Consider the following 16,539-nt stretch of genomic DNA (forward strand, 5'->3'; position numbering starts at 1 on the left):
ATGATCCGCGCGGCAGGCGTGCTTAGCTACTTCACCCGGCATCGCACGGCTGCAAACCTGTTGCTTGTCCTGATGATCGCGCTTGGTATTGCCGCCGTGCCGAAGATGCGCGCGCAGTTCCTGCCGGATGTGATTATCGACAACGTCACCGTCTCTGTCGTCTGGAAGGGCGCGGGGGCCGAAGATGTCGACGCCTCCATCGTGCAGGTGCTTGAGCCGACCCTGTTGGCGGTCGAGGGGGTCGAAAGCTCCTCCGCCCGGTCCAGCGAGGGGCGGGGGTCGATCACGCTCGATTTTGAACCCGATTGGGATATGGGCCGCGCGGCGGATGAGGTTCAGGCGGCTGTCGATGCCGTCACAACCCTGCCGGAGGATGCCGAAGACCCGACCATCAGGCGCGGCGCATGGCGCGACCGGGTGACAGATGTTGTGATTACGGGGCCTGTTGCGACGGACCAATTGGGCCGGTTTGCGGATGAATTCGTGACGCGGCTGTTCGCCGCCGGGGTCACGCGCAGCACGATCCGGGGCGTGGCGGCGACGGAAACCGTGGTAGAGGTGCCAACGCTCGCCCTGATCGAACACGATCTGAGCATGGCGGAGATCGCGGAAGCCATCGCGCAAGAGGTCGCATCGGACCCGGCGGGCGACGTGACTGGCGCGAATGCGCGGGTCCGGACGGGGGTTGAGAAGCGGCGAGCGGACCAGATCACCGCCATTGCGCTACGGTCGAACCCGGATGGATCGCAGCTAACCGTCGGGGATGTGGCGCAGGTCACCGTTGGTGGTATCGACCGGAACCGGGCCTATTTCGTCGGCGACAACCCGGCGATTTCGGTGCGGATTGATAGGTCCGACCGGGGCGATGCGATTGATATTCAGCATAAGGTCGAAGACGTCGCCGAAGAACTGCGCGCGACGCTGCCTGAAGGAGTCTCCGTCGATCTGATCCGAACGCGGGCGGAGGCGATTACCGGGCGGTTGGATATCCTGCTTGATAACGGCGCGGTCGGGCTGCTGCTGGTCGTCACCCTGCTATTCCTGTTCCTGAACGCCCGCACTGCGTTCTGGGTCGCGGCGGGGATTCCGGTTGCTATGCTGGCGACCATTGCGCTGATGTATCTGTTCGGGTTGACGATCAATATGATCTCACTCTTCGCGCTGATTATTACGCTGGGGATCGTGGTGGACGACGCGATTGTCGTTGGGGAACACGCGGATTTCAGGGCGCGGCGTCTTGGGGAATCCCCGGTGGAAGCGTCGGAAAACGCCGCGAAACGGATGGCCGCGCCGGTGTTTTCCGCGACCCTGACCACAGTGATCGCGTTTTTCGGGCTGATCGTGGTGGGCGGCCGATTTGGCGACTTGATCGCGGATATTCCGTTCACAGTGATCGCGGTTCTGATCGCGTCGCTGGTTGAATGTTTCCTCGTCCTGCCGAACCACATGGCGCATGCGCTGGCCCATTCGGCCAAGCAGCATTGGTATGATTGGCCGAACCGGGTTGTGAACCGGGGCTTCACCTGGGTGCGGGAACGCGGCTTTCGCCCCTTCATGCGGTTCGTGGTCTGGGCACGCTATCCGGTGCTGGCAGCGGTTGTTCTGGTCCTTGCCTCGCAAGTTTCGATCTTTGTGCGGGGTGATCTGCAATGGCGGTTCTTCAATGCGCCGGAGCGGTCCTCGGTCACGGGCAACTTCGCCATGTTGCCCGGCGCAACCCGCGCGGATTCGATTGAGATGATGCGCGAGATGCAACGCGCCGTCCGCGACCTTGGTGCGGAGTACGAGGCGGAGCATGGTCGCAATCCTGTCGACTACGTGATCGCGCAGGTTGGCGGCAATACCGGGTTCGGTCTGTCGGGGGCGGATACGAAAGATCCCGACCTGCTCGGCGGGATCGCGATTGAATTGATCGATGCTGACCTGCGCCCCTACACGGCCTTCGCCTTTGTCGCTGACATACAGGATGCCGTGCGCCAGCACCCGCTGGCCGAAACCGTCAGCTTTCGCGGCTGGCGCTCCGGCCCCGGCGGGGATTCCCTAAGCGTTGAACTGTTCGGTGCCGATGCCGAAACCCTGAAAGCCGCGGCAGAGGCGTTGAAAACGGCGCTTGCGCAATACCCGGAGGTTTCGGCGCTTCAGGATAGTTTGGCCTACGACAAGGAAGAGTTGATCCTTGAACTGACGCCGCAGGGCCAAACACTCGGCTTTTCGACGGATGCGCTGGGCCGCGTGTTGCGCAACCGCTTGGGCGGGATTGAGGCCGCAACTTACCCCGATGGCCCCCGTTCCGCCGCGATCCGGGTGGAACTGCCGGAGGGGGAACTGACGGCGGATTTCCTTGACCGGAGCCTGATGCGGACCCAAGCCGGGGATTACGTGCCACTGGCCGACATTGTGACCGTGACGACGCGCAGCGGGTTTTCGACGGTCCGGCGCGAAAACGGCATACGGCTGGTATCCGTTACGGGCGACTTATCCGAAGACGACCCGGCCCGCGCCGCAGCGATATCGACAGAGTTGGAAGAGGTCTTGCTGCCGAAGATCGAAAGCGATTTCGGCGTCGCGTTCCGCCTGTCTGGATTGTCAGAGCAGGAGGAGGAGTTCCTGTCGGACGCCCTGCTTGGCTTCATCCTGTGCATGATCGGGATTTACCTGACGCTGGCCTGGATATTCTCAAGCTGGACGCGGCCTATCGTTGTGCTTGCCATCGTGCCGTTTGGACTGGTTGGCGCGATCTATGGCCACGTGGCGTGGGAGGTGCCGCTTTCCATGTTCTCGGTCGTCGGGTTGATCGGGATGACGGGGATCATCATCAACGATTCCATTGTGCTGGTGACGACGGTCGACGAATACGCGGAAGAACGAGGGCTGATCCCTGCGATCATCGACGGAACCGCAGACCGGCTGCGCCCGGTTCTGCTGACCACGATGACGACGGTTCTGGGCCTGACGCCACTGTTGTTCGAAGGGTCGGTCGACGCGCAATTCCTGAAGCCGACTGTGATTACGCTGGTCTACGGGCTTGGGTTCGGCATGATCCTTGTTCTACTTGTTGTGCCCGCGCTGCTGGCGATGCAGCTTGACGTGCGGCGGCAGATGAAGGGGCTGACGCGGGCACTGCGAGCGCCGGGGCGGGCCGGGGCGCTTGGTGTGATTGCCGCGGTGACGGCGGTTCTGCTGGTTGCGCTGTTTGCCGGAACCTTTGGGGTGGCGGCTCTGACGGGCGCCATGCCCGCCGCAATCCTGTCGTTGGCGCCGGTCTTTGGCGCATTGTCGGCGCAGATCGCGGGGCTGTTGCTGTTCCTGATTGGGGCGGCGGTGCTTTGCCTTCTGGCCTTCGGCGCCGGGGCGATCCTGCTGCGTCCGCGCAGCTAGCTTCCGGTGCAGCCTTCGATATTGACCGCACGGGTCGCGCCCAGAACGGTGATCCGCACGTCAGACCGATCCAGCAAAAACGGTTGCGCATTCGGCGGCACCATATCGACCGACGCCGTCAGCGTTTCGCCGGAGCGGGTAGAGGCCGCCTCACTCACCCAAATCCGTTGATCGGGCAGTTCGACGACCGCGACTTCGGTGCCATCGACCGGTGGCATGGTGATCTGCGCGGTCAGGCGCAGGCCGTCAGCGATTGGCTCAACCTTACATTGGACGGATCGCACCCCGGCGGAGCCTTGTGACGCAGGCGCATCGGCCATCGCGTCAAGAATATCGGCGTTGCGGTTCGCGGCCCCGGCGGGCAAGTCCGCCCTTAGCCGGAGAGAGATCGGCACACACACCGTTTCGCACACGCCAAGTTCGACCTGACCGCGAAGCTGGATCGGTTGGTTGCGATCATTCGGTGTGAATTCCATCGGCAGAACAACCTCGTCGGCGTAACCGATCGACCGAATGCCGTTGGCTTCGAACACGCCGGGGCGGGGCCAGTGGATGCGCATGGATGTCACGTTTTCCGACCCGTCCCAGTTAAACCGGGGCGGTATGCCGCCTTCACCCGGCGCGCGCCAATATGTCTTCCACCCGTCGGCGAGCGTGATCCGTAGCCCGACCATGTGGGTGCCATGTTCCGTGCGCCAGCCGGGCAGCACGTTCAACGTCACGATTCCATCGGGCACCTGCGCGGTTGCGGGTGTCGGCAGGCAGGGAAACAGGGCCAGCGTTGCGGCTGTCAGAAGCGATTTAATCATGGGCGCACCATAAACGTGCCAGCGGCAAGGGAAAATCACAATCGGGCGACCGTTGCGTGAATGGTTCCCCGGCACCACTTGCACCTGCAGCATATAAGGCCCATTCTTTGTGGATGAGCGATGTTGAAATCTCTCCGGATCTTGAAGGAAAACTGCTTGTTGCGATGCCTGGTATGGGCGACACGCGGTTCGAAAAGTCCGTTGTTTTTATGTGTGCACACTCGGACGAAGGGGCGATGGGGCTGATCGTCAACAAACCGTCGTTTGAACTGAGTTTCGAAGAACTTTTGAAGCAACTCTCGATTGAGCCAGGCGAAGGAATCGTGGCCCCCAAGGTGCATTTTGGCGGCCCTGTGGAACTGGGGCGCGGATTCGTGCTGCATTCCGCCGATTACCGCGATGCGGAAACGACCTTGCGGGTTGATGATGCGTTCGGAATGACCGCAACCCTCGATGTGCTTGAAGATCTGGCCCACGGCAACGGGCCGACCCAAGCGCTGCTGGCGCTGGGTTATGCGGGCTGGGGTCCGGGGCAGTTGGAACAGGAAATTGCGCAAAACGGCTGGCTGACCTGCGATTCGAGCGCGGATATCGTGTTTGACGAAGATAATGAGCAGAAATGGACGGCGGCGTTGAAATCGCTTGGGATTGATCCGCTGTTGCTATCGGCCACCGCCGGACGGGCCTGATGGCTTAATTGCGCGGCGCGGCGGCGCGGCGCAAGCGGTCATTGATCGCGCGGCCCAGCCCGGTGTCCGGGATCGGCGACACCGCGATGGTTTCGACCCCCTGATCGTCAAGGATATGAAGCGCGTTGAACAATTCTGACGCGGCCTCAACCAAATCGCCGGAGGGGGACAGGTTCAGTGCCGCGCATTCAACCGCGCCGAAGCCCAGAAAAATCTCATCATCACGCGGATCGGTGACGTTCAGGCGCACGGCGGCCTTGGGGGCGTAGTGCGATTGAAGCTGGCCGGGCGCGGATGGTGTTTCGCTGGTGTGCGGCGTCAGAAGGGGGCGGCCAAGGCAGGCCTCAATCGCCTCAACCGGCAGGCCGCCGGGGCGCAGAAGCGCCGCTTCGCCAAGCTCAAAGCCGACGATGGTGCTTTCAACGCCGATGGAGCATGGCCCGTCATCCAGAACCGCAGCGATCTTGCCCGACAGCCCCGCCATGACATGCGCGGCGGTCGTCGGGCTGATCCGCCCCGACAGATTGGCGGACGGCGCGGCAACCGGCCCGCCGAAAGCGGTCAGCAGGGCGCGCGCGCTTTCGTGATCAGGAACCCTTAGGCCAATCGTCGTCAGGCCAGCGGTCGCGAGTGTCGAAAGGCCCGCATCAGCGCGGACTGGCAGCACGATGGTCAGCGGCCCCGGCCAGAACGCAGTGGCAAGGCGCAGCGCATCATCGCTGAAATCGGCAAAGGCGCGGGCGGTTGCAAGGTCCGCGACATGGGCGATCAGCGGGTTGAAAGACGGGCGGCCCTTTGCCTCATAAATCCGGGCAACGGCGCGACCGGCGCAGGCATCGCCGCCCAGCCCGTAGACCGTTTCGGTCGGAAAGGCGACAAGCTGTCCGTCGCGCAGCAATTCGGCGGCGCGTCCGATGCCCTTTGGCGAGGCGGAAAGAAGCTCTGTCTGTGTCACCTCGGGCCTTTTCGTGACGCTGCGTCTTGGTTGATGGTCCCCGACTCTCGGTTAGGGTTGGAGGCAAGTGGTGCCGTTCAAAAGCATAATTGGACGGGTAAGGGAAGGGAAGAGAATGGCCTACAGAGCGCCCGTTCGCGATTTTCAGTTCATCTTTGATCATGTCGTAGACTTTGGGCAGGTGGTGCAGACCGACAGGTTTGCCGAAGCGACGCCCGACGTGACCGAAGCCATCCTGACCGAAGCGGGCAAGCTGTGTTCCGACGTTCTGGCCCCCTTGCAGCGCGAAGGTGACATGCATCCGGCGGTGCTGGAGAACGGCGTTGTGCGCACCTCACCAGGGTTTGGCGACGGGTATCGTGCGATTGCCGAAGGCGGCTGGATCGGCATTTCTGCCCCGTCGGAATATGGCGGCATGGGCCTGCCGATGACCGTGACAACCGCGGTGAACGAGATGATGGCGGGCGCCTGCCTGTCGCTGCAACTGAACCCGCTGATGAGCCAGGGTCAGATCGAAGCGCTGGAGCATCACGCGAGCGACGCGTTGAAAGAGCTTTATCTGCCAAAGCTGATTTCAGGCGAATGGTGCGGGACGATGAACCTGACAGAGCCGCAGGCCGGGTCGGATGTTGGCGCGCTGAGCACCAAGGCGGCGGATAACGGCGACGGCACATACGCGATCACCGGGCAGAAGATCTACATCAGTTGGGGCGACAATGACTTCAGCGAGAATGTGTGCCACCTGGTGCTTGCCCGTCTGCCGGATGGTGCACCTGGCACAAAGGGTATCAGCCTTTTCATGGTGCCGAAATACTTGCCAAATGAGGGTGGCAGCGTCGGCAAGGCGAACAGCCTGAAGGTTGTTTCGCTGGAGCATAAGATGGGTCTGCACGGCTCGCCCACCGCTGTTATGCAGTATGACGGCGCGACCGGGTGGTTGGTGGGCGAGGCGCATGGCGGGATGCGGGCGATGTTCACGATGATGAACAACGCGCGGCTGGGCGTCGGCGGGCAAGGGATTGGCGCGGCAGAAGGCGCATTTCAACACGCCCTGACCTATGCCGAGGAACGCAAGCAAGGCGCGTCGCCTATTGAGGGTGGCACAGGCACGATCATCGACCACGCCGATGTGCGCCGGATGCTGACCACGATGAAGGCGGAGCTTTTCGCCGTCCGCTCCATCGCGCTGTCCTGTGCGGCGGCGATCGATATGGCAACCGCCACGGGGGATGTGGATTGGTCCGCCCGCGCCGCGTTCCTGACCCCGATTGCAAAGGCACACGGCACCGATATGGGGATCGAGATCAGCCAGATGGGTGTGCAGGTTCACGGCGGTATGGGATTCATCGAGGAAACAGGAGCTGCCCAGTTCAGCCGTGATGTGCGCGTCACCGCGATTTACGAGGGCACCAACGGCATTCAGGCGATGGACCTTGTTGCCCGCAAGTTGATGGACAAGGGCGAGGCCGCGTTCCGCCTGCTGGAAGAGGTCGAACAGGCCGCAGAACGTGAGCGTGAGATGTTCCCGAAGAAGAGCGAAGCACTTTGGTCCGCCGCCGAAAGCCTGCGCGAAACGACGGAATGGCTGCTGACCCGCGATGACCTCAATGATCGGTTCGCCGGGGCGGTGCCTTACCTGCGGGCGTGGGCGCGGGTGCTGGGCGCACATTTCCATCTGAGAGCCGCGCGGGCGGAAGGCGGCGATGGGCCGCGGACGCATCTTGCCCGGTTCTTCATCAAACGCATCCTGCCGGAACATGCCGCATTGCTGATCCATGCGCGTCAGGGAGCTGAGGGGCTTTATGCCCTGTCGCCGGAGGATTTGGCCAGCTAATAAGGGGCCATGATGGACGGAACACTGACCCCGCTACGCTATCCGCATGGCGCACCGCCCGCCGAGGGCGAGGCAACAGATATCGCGCCCGGCGTGCTGTGGATGCGCCTGCCGCTGCCGATGGCGCTGGATCACGTCAATGTCTATGCGCTGGACGATGGCGATGGGTGGACCCTGATCGACACCGGGTTCAACAGCCGCCGGACGCGGGCGATCTGGGACACTCTGATGGCCGGGCCGCTTGGCGGCAAACCCGTGACGCGGGTGATCGTGACGCATCATCACCCGGATCATGTTGGGCTGGGCGGCTGGTTCCAAACGCGGGGCGCGGAGCTTTGGATGACCCGCACCGCGTGGTTGTTCGCGCGGATGCTGACGCTCGACGAACAGGATCGCCCGACGGAGGAAAGCATCGCGTTCTGGCGGTCCTGCGGCATGGACCCTGCGATCCTGGATGAACGCGCGGCGGAGCGGCCGTTCAATTTTGCCGATGTCGTCGCGCCGATGCCACTGGGGTTCAAGCGCATAAAACAGGGCGATGTGATGCGAATCGGCGGGCGGAATTGGGACGTTCACATCGGCAACGGACATGCGCCGGAACACGCGACATTCTGGTCGCGCGATGACAATCTGGTGATTTCGGGTGACCAGATCATCGCGTCGATCTCGCCCAATATCGGGGTTTATGCGACAGAACCGGGGGCCGATCCGCTATCGGATTGGCTGGAAGCGTGCGAGCGGCTTTCGGGGCTGGCCCGCGACGATCAGCTTGTGCTGCCGGGGCATAAATTGCCGTTTACCGGCTTGCCGACCCGGATGCGGCAGTTGATTGACAATCACCACGGCGCGTTGCGTCGGCTGCGCGCGCATCTGGCGACTCCACGCACGGCGGCGGAGTGTTTCCAGCCGCTTTTCAAGCGCGAAATCGGGGCGGGGGAATACGGCCTCGCCCTCGTCGAAGCGATGGCGCATGTCTCACACCTTCATCAAATTGGGGTTGCGAGCCGCACCCTGCGCGACGATGGTGCGTGGGTGTGGCAGGTCGAGGAGACGTAGCGTGAACGATGAAATCAAGACATCCGCCGAGGCGGAAGAAGACGCAGTGATGCCCCGGTCGCATACGGTCCGCTGTAATCCTGACGGCAGTATCACCTCCGCGCCCGAAGAAATTCCCGATGCGGTGACAAAGAAACCGGTGAAGCAGAAAAGCCCGGCGGAATGGGCGTATGAGAGGATCATCCTCTACATCCAGAATTTCGAAAAGCAGCTTGATAACGAACACGAGGTCGCCATGGGCTTTGCCGGCGGCGACATGGGGGTCATGCGGATTGAGGGCTTGGGATTTTTCGACCCCGACATCGTAACCTTTTACGGAAGCGATCAGGTCGGCGCGAAGACCCAGTTGATCCAGCACGTGACGCAGTTGAACGTCATGCTGCGCGCCTTGCCGAAGGAAGTCACCAAGGCAGAGCCGAGCCGGATTGGTTTCCGGCTGGCGGCAGACTTGAAAGACAGTGAGGCTGACACGTGACACCGCGTTCGATTTCGTCTAAACGACGGTCAACTTTCGACAAGAGGATCTGAAGACATGGAAGAACATAAGCACGGCGAGATGGATACCAGCGTTCAGGAAAAGACGTTTGAGGGCTTCATCAAGGCTTCGACCTGGGTGGCGGTCGTTTCAATTCTGGTGCTGATCTTCCTGGCTATCTTCAACAGCTAAGTCTGACGGGGCGCGGCTGCGCCCCACGCAAGAACCGGGGTAGGGTGGATGCGGAAAATACTTCTTTGGCTGGCTTTGCCAGTGTTTCTGGCGGCCTGCGGCACCACTGCCGAACCAAAATGGGCGCCGGATGATGAGGTTGCGCAAGCGGTCTATCGCCACAACGGCCCACCAACCCTGACCCTGTTCACCGTGCTTAGCAACCGTTCCGGTGCGGGCGCGCACGCGGGTCTGATGGTCAATGGCAGCCAGCGCGTGATGTTTGATCCGGCGGGCACGTGGTATCACCCGATGATTCCCGAACGGAACGATGTGCATTTCGGGATCACGGATCGGGTTGTGGATTTCTACCTCGACTACCATTCGCGCGAAACCTACCACACGGTCGTTCAAACGATGCAAGTCTCGCCTGAGGTTGCCGAGGCCGCATTGCGTGCCGTCCAAAGCTACGGCGCGGTTCCGAAGGCGCAATGCACCAAAAGCGTGACGGCCATTCTCGCATCTCTGCCGGGGTTCCAGGGCTTTCCGCAGACGTGGTTCCCCAAACGCGCGATGGCTGCGTTCGGCCAGTATCCGGGCGTGACAACACGCACCGTGCGGGATGACGATTCAGATGATAATACCGGCGTGCTCGAAGGCTATATCCGCGCCCCGGCCATCGTGCGTTAACCGACCAGATACAACATCAGATAAAGCGTTCCGATCCCGGCCAGAATGGCCGCGATCACGTTTTTCGTCAGATATCCGGCGGCAAAAGCAGCTGCCGCAGCGGCAAGCCGTGCCGGATCGGGGTTGCCGTCCGTTGCAGGCGGCCACAGGATCAGCGGCGCGACAAGACCCGGCAGAACTGCCACTGGCGTATAGCGCAGGTGCCGCAGCACCCAATCCGGCAGTTTGCGATTGCCGATCAACCCGATAAACGAAAAACGGATCAGGAACGTGCCGATGCCCATCAGCGCGATGATCAACCAGATATGTCCAGTGCTCATGTCCATCATTTCTGGGCCTCCATCATCAATTCGACCCGCGCGCCGACGGCCATCGCGCCAAACGCGGCGATCAGCAGGCCAAGGTTATAGGGCAGGAATGCCAATAGCAGCGCCAGTGTGACGGAGACGATCACCGCCGCCATATGCGCCATCGTGCGGATCGCCGGGGCGACGAGCGCGATAAAGGTGATCGGCACCGCAAAATCCAGCGCGAATTCCGGTGGAATTTGCGCGCCCGCAAGTGCACCGATCAGCGTGAAGGCATACCAAAGCGGGCAGATCGGCGTCACGACGCCGAAAAAGTAGGATAGCTTTTCAGCAATGCTCCGGTCCGGGTGTTTTTCGTATTCGTTGATCGACACCGCATAGCTTTGATCGACAAGGAAATAGGCGATGAACGCCCGTTTCCAGAACGGAGCTTCGCCAATATGCGGGGCCATCGACGCGGAATACATCGCCATCCGCAGGTTCACGGCGAGCGCGGTCGCGAGGATGATGATGGTCGGCGCGTCCTCCACCATCAATTGGATCGCCGCAAACTGCGCGGCCCCCGCGATGACGAGGATGGTAAATCCCATCGTTTCAACGATGTTCAACCCGGCTTCGGTCGCGACGACGCCGAACAGCATCGCAAAGGGCACGATGACGATGACAAAGGGCGCTCCGTCGCGGATGCCCTGTAGATAGGCGGATTTCGAGGTGGAGGATGCCATGGAGAGCCCCTAGAGTGTCGCTGGCCTAGAGATGCCCGGATCGCAGGAGAGATGCAAATGGCAATCCGTGATGACCTGAATGAATATCTGATCGCGCCCGACCCGGCGCGGGCCGGATTGACGCGAAAGGTTATCGGCCACGATCAGGACGGGCAAGAGGTTGAAACATCGGTCGTCGAAGAACGACCCCTGACGATTTTCCTGAACAGCCAGGAAATCGTGACCGCAATGACGATTGGTGATTACCCGGAATACCTCGCGCTCGGGTTTCTGCGCAATCAGGGGATGCTGCGCGATGGTGAGGCGGTTTCGGGCGTCGATCACGACGATGACCTCGGCGTGGTTGTCGTGCGGACGGATGGGCAAACGAACTATGAGGAAAAGCTGAAGAAGAAAACGCGCACCTCCGGCTGCGCCGTCGGCACGGTGTTCGGTGACATGATGGAGGGACTGGAGGGGCTGACGTTGCCTGCGGCAGAGCTGCGGACCTCGTGGCTCTATACGCTATCAGCCAAGATCAACCGCACGCCAAGCCTGTATCTTGAGGCCGGTGCGATCCACGGCACGGTATTGTGCGAAGCCGACAGGCCCCTTGTCTATATGGAAGATGTCGGGCGCCATAACGCGGTCGATAAGATTGCGGGCTGGATGCTGTCCGAAAATGTCCGCGCCGACGGTAAAATCCTCTACACAACCGGGCGGCTTACATCCGAGATGGTGATTAAAGCCGCGCTGATGGGAATACCGGTACTTGCGTCCCGATCCGGGTTTACCGCATGGGGTGTCGAAATCGCGCGAGAGGTCGGACTGACCCTGATCGGTCGTCTGCGCGGGCAACGATTCGTCTGCTTGGCGGGAGAGGAACGCTTGGTGCGCGATGCAGACCCGACATCGGTGCCGGAAGAAAGCCGCAAGTCGCGCCGCAAAGGGGCCGGGGTATGAAACAACCGGTCGGAGTGATCCTCGCCGGAGGGTTGTCGCGGCGGATGGGTGGCGGCGACAAGAGCTTGCTGAAGATTGGCGGGCGGACCTTGCTGGCGCATGTCATTGATCGGTTCGAACCGCAGGTCGCATCGCTTGCGCTCAATGCGAATGGCGATACGGGGCGGTTTGACGGCTACGGCTTGCCGGTTCTGCCGGACAGCATCGACGGTTTTGCCGGGCCGCTTGCGGGTGTGCTCGCCGGGTTGGACTGGGCGGTGGATTGGGGGGCTGATCATGTCGTCACCGCCGCCGCGGACACCCCGTTCTTTCCGCCAGACCTCGTGCCGCGTCTGATGATGGCGGTGGAGGATGCAGGCACGTCCATCGCCCTTGCCGCGACGCCTGACCCGGAACGCGGGCAGGTGCGGCATCCGACCTTCGGGCTTTGGCCCGTGGCGCTTCGCGATGATCTGCGGGCCGCGCTGCAAGACGGGCTACGCAAGGTTGTGCTGTGGACAGACAAACACGGCGCGGCCGAGGCTGTGTTCCCGGTCACGCGGATCGACCCGTTCTTCAACGTAAACACGCCCGAAGACCTCGCGCGCGCCGAAGCGCTGCTGACGGAGGGCGCGGGATGAGGGTTTATGGCGTTACCGGTTGGAAGAACGCGGGGAAGACAGGGTTGATGGAGCGGTTGGTTGCAGAGATCACCGGGCGTGGTTTCACGGTGTCCACGTTGAAACACGCGCATCATTCCTTTGATGTCGACCAGCCGGGGAAAGACAGCCACCGGCACCGGGTCGCGGGCGCGAAAGAGGTTCTTCTGTCCTCTGCCGCGCGCTGGGCGCTGATGGCGGAGCTTCGCGGCGCGGATGAACCCACGCTTGAAACACAGCTTGCCCGGCTTACGCCCGTCGATCTGGTGCTGGTTGAGGGGTTCAAAGCAGACCACCATCCGAAGGTTGAGGCGGTCCGGGCCGCCGCGGGCCACCCGCTGATCGCCCGCGATGACAGCAGCGTGCGGGCGTTGGCGAGCGATGTGCCACAGCCGGATGTCAGCATCCCGGTGTTTGATCTCGATGACACTAATGGCGTTGCAGATTTCATCCTGCGCGAAGTCGGCCTGATCGCGCCTGACCCAGCGCCTGCTGACCTTGCGCCACCAAAGCTCAGCAATGACTGTTTTGCCTTGCCTGCGGGTGTCGATTGGATACCGGTCGATGACGCGCTGGCACATCTACGGGCAAGTATGGCGTGTGTGATGGCAGAGGAGGTCATTCCGACGAAAGACGCGCTGGGCCGTATCCTCGCCGCCGATCAGGTTGCGCGGCGGTCGAACCCGCCCGCGCCGAATTCCGCCGTTGATGGTTATGGCTTTGACCATGCGTCGATTGCGAAGGGCGCGAATACCCTGCCGCTTTGCGATGGTCGGGCGGCGGCGGGTGCGTCCTTTGTTGGGGTGGTCCCGCCGGGGCAGGCCGTGCGGATACTAACCGGTGCGATCCTGCCCGCCGGGGTCGATACCGTGGTGCTTGAGGAAGATACCAACGCATCCCCCACCCACGTCGCGTTCGAAGGGCCGGTGAAGCCCGGCGCGAATACCCGCAAAGCCGGGGAAGATGTGGAAGCCGGGGCGGTCGCGTTGAAAAAGGGGCAAACCCTGCGCCCGTCCGATCTGGCGTTGCTGTCGGCGCTTGGCATCGCCGAGGTCGCTGTGCGCCGAAGGCTGCGCGTTGGTGTGTTGTCGACCGGAGATGAATTGGCCGAACCGGGCAGTACCGACGAAATTGCGCGCACCTATGACGCCAATCGCCCGATGCTCCTGTCCGTCGCGGATCGTTGGGGGTTTCAGCCGGTCGATCTGGGCCATGTCGCCGACGACCGGGATGCGCTGGCGAAGCGGCTGGATAGCGCAGCGACGATGGCGGATGTGATCCTGACATCCGGCGGTGCATCGGCGGGGGATGAGGATCACATGTCGGCGCTGCTGAACGAACAGAGCGCGATGCAAATGTGGCGTATCGCGTTAAAGCCGGGGCGGCCCCTGGGGCTGGGTTTGTGGCAGGGCGTTCCGGTCTTTGCGCTGCCCGGAAATCCGGTGGCGGCGCTGGTCTGCACGCTGATCTTTGCCCGCCCGGCTTGCGCGGTTATGGCTGGCGGCGCTTGGGCCGCGCCGCAGGGCTTCGCCGTGCCAGCCGCCTTCACAAAACGCAAGAAGCCGGGGCGGCGCGAATATTTGCGGGCGCGGATGCTGGCGGACGGAACCGTTGAAACCTTCGCCTCCGAGGGGTCGGGCAGAATCTCTGGCCTAAGCTGGGCGGAGGGGTTGGTCGAACTGCCTGACGGGGCAATCGACATCAATCCGGGCGATCCCGTGCGGTTTGTCCCCTACGGAAGCTTTGGACTATGAGCGGTGTGACCATCGAAAAGGGTTTTGCCGAGGTTCATCGAAACGAGGTTGCCGAACTGTTTTGGGAAGCGTTTTCACAAAAGCTGTCGAAGGTCATGCGCCCGAAAAATAAGGCGCTGCGTTTCGTGCAGAACGTGCTGCGCCCCGATCACGCGATCAGCGCGGTCGACGACAAAGGCGTGCTGCTGGGGGCCGCGGGTTTCAAAACCAGCGACGGCGCTTTGGTCGGTGGAGAGCTTTCGGACCTGACCGCGGCTTACGGCCCCTTCGGCGGGCTTTGGCGCGGTTTGATCCTGTCGGTGCTGGAACGGGATCTGACGCCGGACCAGTTTCTGATGGACGGTATATTTGTGCGGGCCGAGGCGCGGGGAATGGGTGTCGGCACCGCCCTGCTGAACGCAGTGATCGCAGAAGCGAAAGAACGCGGATGCAGCGAAGTACGGCTTGACGTGATCGACAGCAATCCAAGGGCGCGCGCGCTTTATGAGCGTGTAGGGTTCAAGGCGGATGGCGTTGAAACCACTGGCCCGTTCCGCTGGGTGTTTGGATTCAAGATGGCGACCAAGATGGTTTACCGGCTTTAGTCGAATGTCCCTGTCACGCGGCCAAGCAGCATGAAGGCCCGCGCGGTTCGCGTGTCCGAAAGTTCAGCAATGTCCTGATCTGACGCGGTTTCCTCAAACGCGACGAAGGATTTGTCGAATTGCCGCAAGAAATGGTGGACTGTATCGCGGAAGATCGGGTCTTGCCGCATCCGCCCGGCGGACAACGCAAGGCTTGACCGATCCCGAACCCCGCCAAGGGCCGCCACAGCCCGCCCGCGTTCGCCTTCGGCAAACTTGCGCCAGATTTCGGGGCGCGCGCGGTCGGGGTGGAGGTCATCCATATAGATGCCGTCTTGGCTGAGCAGGGTCAAAACGTCCTGCGCGGCTTGGACTAGCTTTGCGGTGTTACGATCCTTCAACGCCCGGCGCAGCGCGCTGAACCCTTCAAGGTCTTCGGCGGTTTCGGGGAAATTCAGCGCGCGGATGAAGTCCGCTTTGGAGATTGGCGGCACCAGCGCCTCGGCCGGAGTGCCGAGGGCGAGGGCGGTTTGCCCCTCTGCCGTCTTCGGCGCTTCGGTCTGCGGTTTCGCATGGGTAAAGCGCCCCACGGATTCGCGGCTTGAGGCGAAAGTCACAATCGCCGTTTCTGTTTGCTTTTGCGCGGCGGCGATTTCATCAAGTTTGCGTTCAAACGACGGTTTGACACCGATAATTCCGCTTTGCGCCTGCACGACATATGTTTGCCGCATGGCATCAATCGCGGATTGCAGCCGGGCGCTTTCGGATCGCATGATCCGTGCGCTACGGGCGGCCACCGCGCCGATCCAGATCACCGCAATTGGCAGGAAAATCGCCAGCAGCGTCATCACAAACGTCAGGCTGTCAAACCGCGCACCGCTTTCGTCGCCGCCTGCGAAGATAAAGAAAATCGCAACCATCAGAATCCAGATGACGCTAAGGACAAGCGCGATCAGCTCAGCTGTAGAGAACCCGCCAAGGCCAGCCTTGTTGTAAATGCCGAGGTTGATCGGGCGTTCTTTCTTCGGCTCGCTCATGCGCTTACTGCCAGTTTGGTATCAGACAAAAGTGATCTTCAGGATTTCATAGGCGCGATCCCCGCCGGGCGTGTGGACCTCAACGCTGTCGCCTTCTTCTTTGCCAATCAAGGCCCGCGCAAGCGGAGACTTGATGTTGAGAAGAGCGCGTTCGATGTCCGCCTCGGGTTCACCCACGATCTGATAGGTTTTTTCCTCGTCCGTGTCTTCATCAACCAGCGTCACCGTGGCGCCGAATTTAATCGCGCCGGACAGTTTCGACGGGTCGATCACCTCAGCCAAGGACAGGATCGATTCGAGCTCTTTGATCCGGCCCTCGATAAAGCTCTGTTTTTCACGGGCGGAGTGATATTCGGCGTTCTCGGACAGATCGCCATGCTCTCGCGCCTCGGCGATCGCCCGGATAATCGCCGGACGTTCAACGGACTTCAGGTTTTTAAGTTCTTGATCAAGCGCGGTATGCCCCGCGCGTGTCATCGGTATCTTTTCCATGATTGCCCCGGTTCATCGTAGGG

At 61.9% G+C, this 16,539-nt stretch carries 17 protein-coding genes; 11 read left to right on the forward strand and 6 right to left on the reverse strand.

What is annotated here, in order from left to right:
• On the forward strand, positions 1–3,378 hold the full coding sequence (locus ACEWPJ_RS13765; protein WP_416513680.1) for an efflux RND transporter permease subunit: 3,378 nt from the start codon (positions 1–3) through the stop codon (positions 3,376–3,378).
• On the opposite strand, the gene ACEWPJ_RS13770 is transcribed toward ACEWPJ_RS13765, so the two are convergent.
• Positions 3,375–4,187, reverse strand: coding sequence for a protein-disulfide reductase DsbD domain-containing protein (locus ACEWPJ_RS13770; RefSeq protein ID WP_416513681.1), 813 nt, complete (start codon positions 4,185–4,187; stop codon positions 3,375–3,377). The genes ACEWPJ_RS13765 and ACEWPJ_RS13770 overlap by 4 nt on opposite strands.
• Positions 4,188–4,300: 113 nt before the next feature.
• Between ACEWPJ_RS13770 and ACEWPJ_RS13775 the strand changes: the two genes are divergently transcribed.
• Positions 4,301–4,876: a YqgE/AlgH family protein gene (locus ACEWPJ_RS13775; protein ID WP_416513682.1), complete on the forward strand. Its 576-nt coding sequence runs from the start codon at positions 4,301–4,303 to the stop codon at positions 4,874–4,876.
• A gap of 4 nt (positions 4,877–4,880) precedes the next feature.
• Here the strand turns inward: ACEWPJ_RS13775 and ACEWPJ_RS13780 are convergent, their stop codons facing one another.
• Positions 4,881–5,831, reverse strand: coding sequence for an L-threonylcarbamoyladenylate synthase (locus ACEWPJ_RS13780; RefSeq protein ID WP_416513683.1), 951 nt, complete (start codon positions 5,829–5,831; stop codon positions 4,881–4,883).
• A 115-nt stretch (positions 5,832–5,946) separates the two neighbouring features.
• Here ACEWPJ_RS13780 and ACEWPJ_RS13785 point away from each other — a divergent pair, with 115 nt between their 5' ends.
• Genes ACEWPJ_RS13785 through ACEWPJ_RS13805 form a run of 5 tightly spaced genes read left to right on the forward strand, consistent with a single transcriptional unit; the run spans position 5,947 to position 10,057 of the window.
• Positions 5,947–7,665 carry an acyl-CoA dehydrogenase gene (locus ACEWPJ_RS13785; protein ID WP_416513684.1) on the forward strand — a complete coding sequence of 573 codons (1,719 nt, stop codon included), beginning with the start codon at positions 5,947–5,949 and terminating at the stop codon, positions 7,663–7,665.
• A gap of 9 nt (positions 7,666–7,674) precedes the next feature.
• Positions 7,675–8,721, forward strand: a complete 1,047-nt coding sequence (locus ACEWPJ_RS13790; protein WP_416513685.1) for an MBL fold metallo-hydrolase — start codon at positions 7,675–7,677, stop codon at positions 8,719–8,721.
• Position 8,722: 1 nt separating this feature from the next.
• A complete protein-coding gene (locus tag ACEWPJ_RS13795; protein WP_416513686.1) occupies positions 8,723–9,196 on the forward strand; it encodes a DUF6173 family protein in 474 nt (157 codons plus the stop codon).
• Between the two features lie 57 nt (positions 9,197–9,253).
• On the forward strand, positions 9,254–9,388 hold the full coding sequence (locus ACEWPJ_RS13800; protein WP_416513687.1) for an aa3-type cytochrome c oxidase subunit IV: 135 nt from the start codon (positions 9,254–9,256) through the stop codon (positions 9,386–9,388).
• Between the two features lie 48 nt (positions 9,389–9,436).
• The gene (locus ACEWPJ_RS13805; protein ID WP_416513688.1) at positions 9,437–10,057 is read left to right on the forward strand and encodes a hypothetical protein; all 621 of its coding nucleotides are present in this window, start codon (positions 9,437–9,439) and stop codon (positions 10,055–10,057) included.
• On the opposite strand, the gene ACEWPJ_RS13810 is transcribed toward ACEWPJ_RS13805, so the two are convergent.
• Together ACEWPJ_RS13810 and ACEWPJ_RS13815 are read right to left on the reverse strand one after the other, a co-directional pair.
• Positions 10,054–10,386 carry an AzlD domain-containing protein gene (locus tag ACEWPJ_RS13810; protein WP_416513689.1) on the reverse strand — a complete coding sequence of 111 codons (333 nt, stop codon included), beginning with the start codon at positions 10,384–10,386 and terminating at the stop codon, positions 10,054–10,056. The genes ACEWPJ_RS13805 and ACEWPJ_RS13810 overlap by 4 nt on opposite strands.
• The gene (locus ACEWPJ_RS13815; RefSeq protein ID WP_416513690.1) at positions 10,383–11,090 is read right to left on the reverse strand and encodes an AzlC family ABC transporter permease; all 708 of its coding nucleotides are present in this window, start codon (positions 11,088–11,090) and stop codon (positions 10,383–10,385) included. Before ACEWPJ_RS13815 ends, ACEWPJ_RS13810 begins: the two co-directional genes overlap by 4 nt.
• Positions 11,091–11,141: 51 nt before the next feature.
• Here ACEWPJ_RS13815 and ACEWPJ_RS13820 point away from each other — a divergent pair, with 51 nt between their 5' ends.
• Genes ACEWPJ_RS13820 through ACEWPJ_RS13835 form a run of 4 tightly spaced genes read left to right on the forward strand, consistent with a single transcriptional unit; the run spans position 11,142 to position 15,008 of the window.
• Positions 11,142–12,032 (forward strand): formate dehydrogenase accessory sulfurtransferase FdhD, encoded by an 891-nt coding sequence (locus ACEWPJ_RS13820; RefSeq protein ID WP_416513691.1) that lies wholly within the window; start codon positions 11,142–11,144, stop codon positions 12,030–12,032.
• A complete protein-coding gene (mobA, locus tag ACEWPJ_RS13825; protein ID WP_416513692.1) occupies positions 12,029–12,652 on the forward strand; it encodes a molybdenum cofactor guanylyltransferase MobA in 624 nt (207 codons plus the stop codon). Before ACEWPJ_RS13820 ends, mobA begins: the two co-directional genes overlap by 4 nt.
• Entirely contained in the window at positions 12,649–14,424 is a 1,776-nt protein-coding gene (locus tag ACEWPJ_RS13830; RefSeq protein WP_416513693.1) for a bifunctional molybdopterin-guanine dinucleotide biosynthesis adaptor protein MobB/molybdopterin molybdotransferase MoeA, read from the forward strand. Before mobA ends, ACEWPJ_RS13830 begins: the two co-directional genes overlap by 4 nt.
• Positions 14,421–15,008, forward strand: a complete 588-nt coding sequence (locus ACEWPJ_RS13835) for a GNAT family N-acetyltransferase (protein ID WP_416513694.1) — start codon at positions 14,421–14,423, stop codon at positions 15,006–15,008. The genes ACEWPJ_RS13830 and ACEWPJ_RS13835 overlap by 4 nt, the downstream gene beginning before the upstream one ends.
• Here the strand turns inward: ACEWPJ_RS13835 and ACEWPJ_RS13840 are convergent.
• Together ACEWPJ_RS13840 and greA are read right to left on the reverse strand one after the other, a co-directional pair.
• Positions 15,005–16,024, reverse strand: a complete 1,020-nt coding sequence (locus ACEWPJ_RS13840) for a hypothetical protein (protein WP_416513695.1) — start codon at positions 16,022–16,024, stop codon at positions 15,005–15,007. The genes ACEWPJ_RS13835 and ACEWPJ_RS13840 overlap by 4 nt on opposite strands.
• 21 nt (positions 16,025–16,045) lie before the next feature.
• Positions 16,046–16,516: a transcription elongation factor GreA gene (greA, locus tag ACEWPJ_RS13845; protein WP_416513696.1), complete on the reverse strand. Its 471-nt coding sequence runs from the start codon at positions 16,514–16,516 to the stop codon at positions 16,046–16,048.
• Positions 16,517–16,539: the final 23 nt, after the last annotated feature.

The organism is Aliiroseovarius sp. YM-037 (assembly GCF_048060095.1).
GTDB lineage: Bacteria > Pseudomonadota > Alphaproteobacteria > Rhodobacterales > Rhodobacteraceae > JBLUOA01.

Coding starts and splice junctions, on each gene's coding strand:
- ACEWPJ_RS13765 (WP_416513680.1), top strand. CDS start 1: ATGATCCGCGCGGCAGGCGTGCTTAGCTACTTCACCCGGCATCGCACG.
- ACEWPJ_RS13770 (WP_416513681.1), bottom strand. CDS start 4,187: ATGATTAAATCGCTTCTGACAGCCGCAACGCTGGCCCTGTTTCCCTGC.
- ACEWPJ_RS13775 (WP_416513682.1), top strand. CDS start 4,301: ATGAGCGATGTTGAAATCTCTCCGGATCTTGAAGGAAAACTGCTTGTT.
- ACEWPJ_RS13785 (WP_416513684.1), top strand. CDS start 5,947: ATGGCCTACAGAGCGCCCGTTCGCGATTTTCAGTTCATCTTTGATCAT.
- ACEWPJ_RS13790 (WP_416513685.1), top strand. CDS start 7,675: ATGATGGACGGAACACTGACCCCGCTACGCTATCCGCATGGCGCACCG.
- ACEWPJ_RS13800 (WP_416513687.1), top strand. CDS start 9,254: ATGGAAGAACATAAGCACGGCGAGATGGATACCAGCGTTCAGGAAAAG.
- ACEWPJ_RS13805 (WP_416513688.1), top strand. CDS start 9,437: ATGCGGAAAATACTTCTTTGGCTGGCTTTGCCAGTGTTTCTGGCGGCC.
- ACEWPJ_RS13810 (WP_416513689.1), bottom strand. CDS start 10,386: ATGATGGACATGAGCACTGGACATATCTGGTTGATCATCGCGCTGATG.
- ACEWPJ_RS13815 (WP_416513690.1), bottom strand. CDS start 11,090: ATGGCATCCTCCACCTCGAAATCCGCCTATCTACAGGGCATCCGCGAC.
- ACEWPJ_RS13820 (WP_416513691.1), top strand. CDS start 11,142: ATGCAAATGGCAATCCGTGATGACCTGAATGAATATCTGATCGCGCCC.
- mobA (WP_416513692.1), top strand. CDS start 12,029: ATGAAACAACCGGTCGGAGTGATCCTCGCCGGAGGGTTGTCGCGGCGG.
- ACEWPJ_RS13830 (WP_416513693.1), top strand. CDS start 12,649: ATGAGGGTTTATGGCGTTACCGGTTGGAAGAACGCGGGGAAGACAGGG.
- ACEWPJ_RS13835 (WP_416513694.1), top strand. CDS start 14,421: ATGAGCGGTGTGACCATCGAAAAGGGTTTTGCCGAGGTTCATCGAAAC.
- ACEWPJ_RS13840 (WP_416513695.1), bottom strand. CDS start 16,024: ATGAGCGAGCCGAAGAAAGAACGCCCGATCAACCTCGGCATTTACAAC.
- greA (WP_416513696.1), bottom strand. CDS start 16,516: ATGGAAAAGATACCGATGACACGCGCGGGGCATACCGCGCTTGATCAA.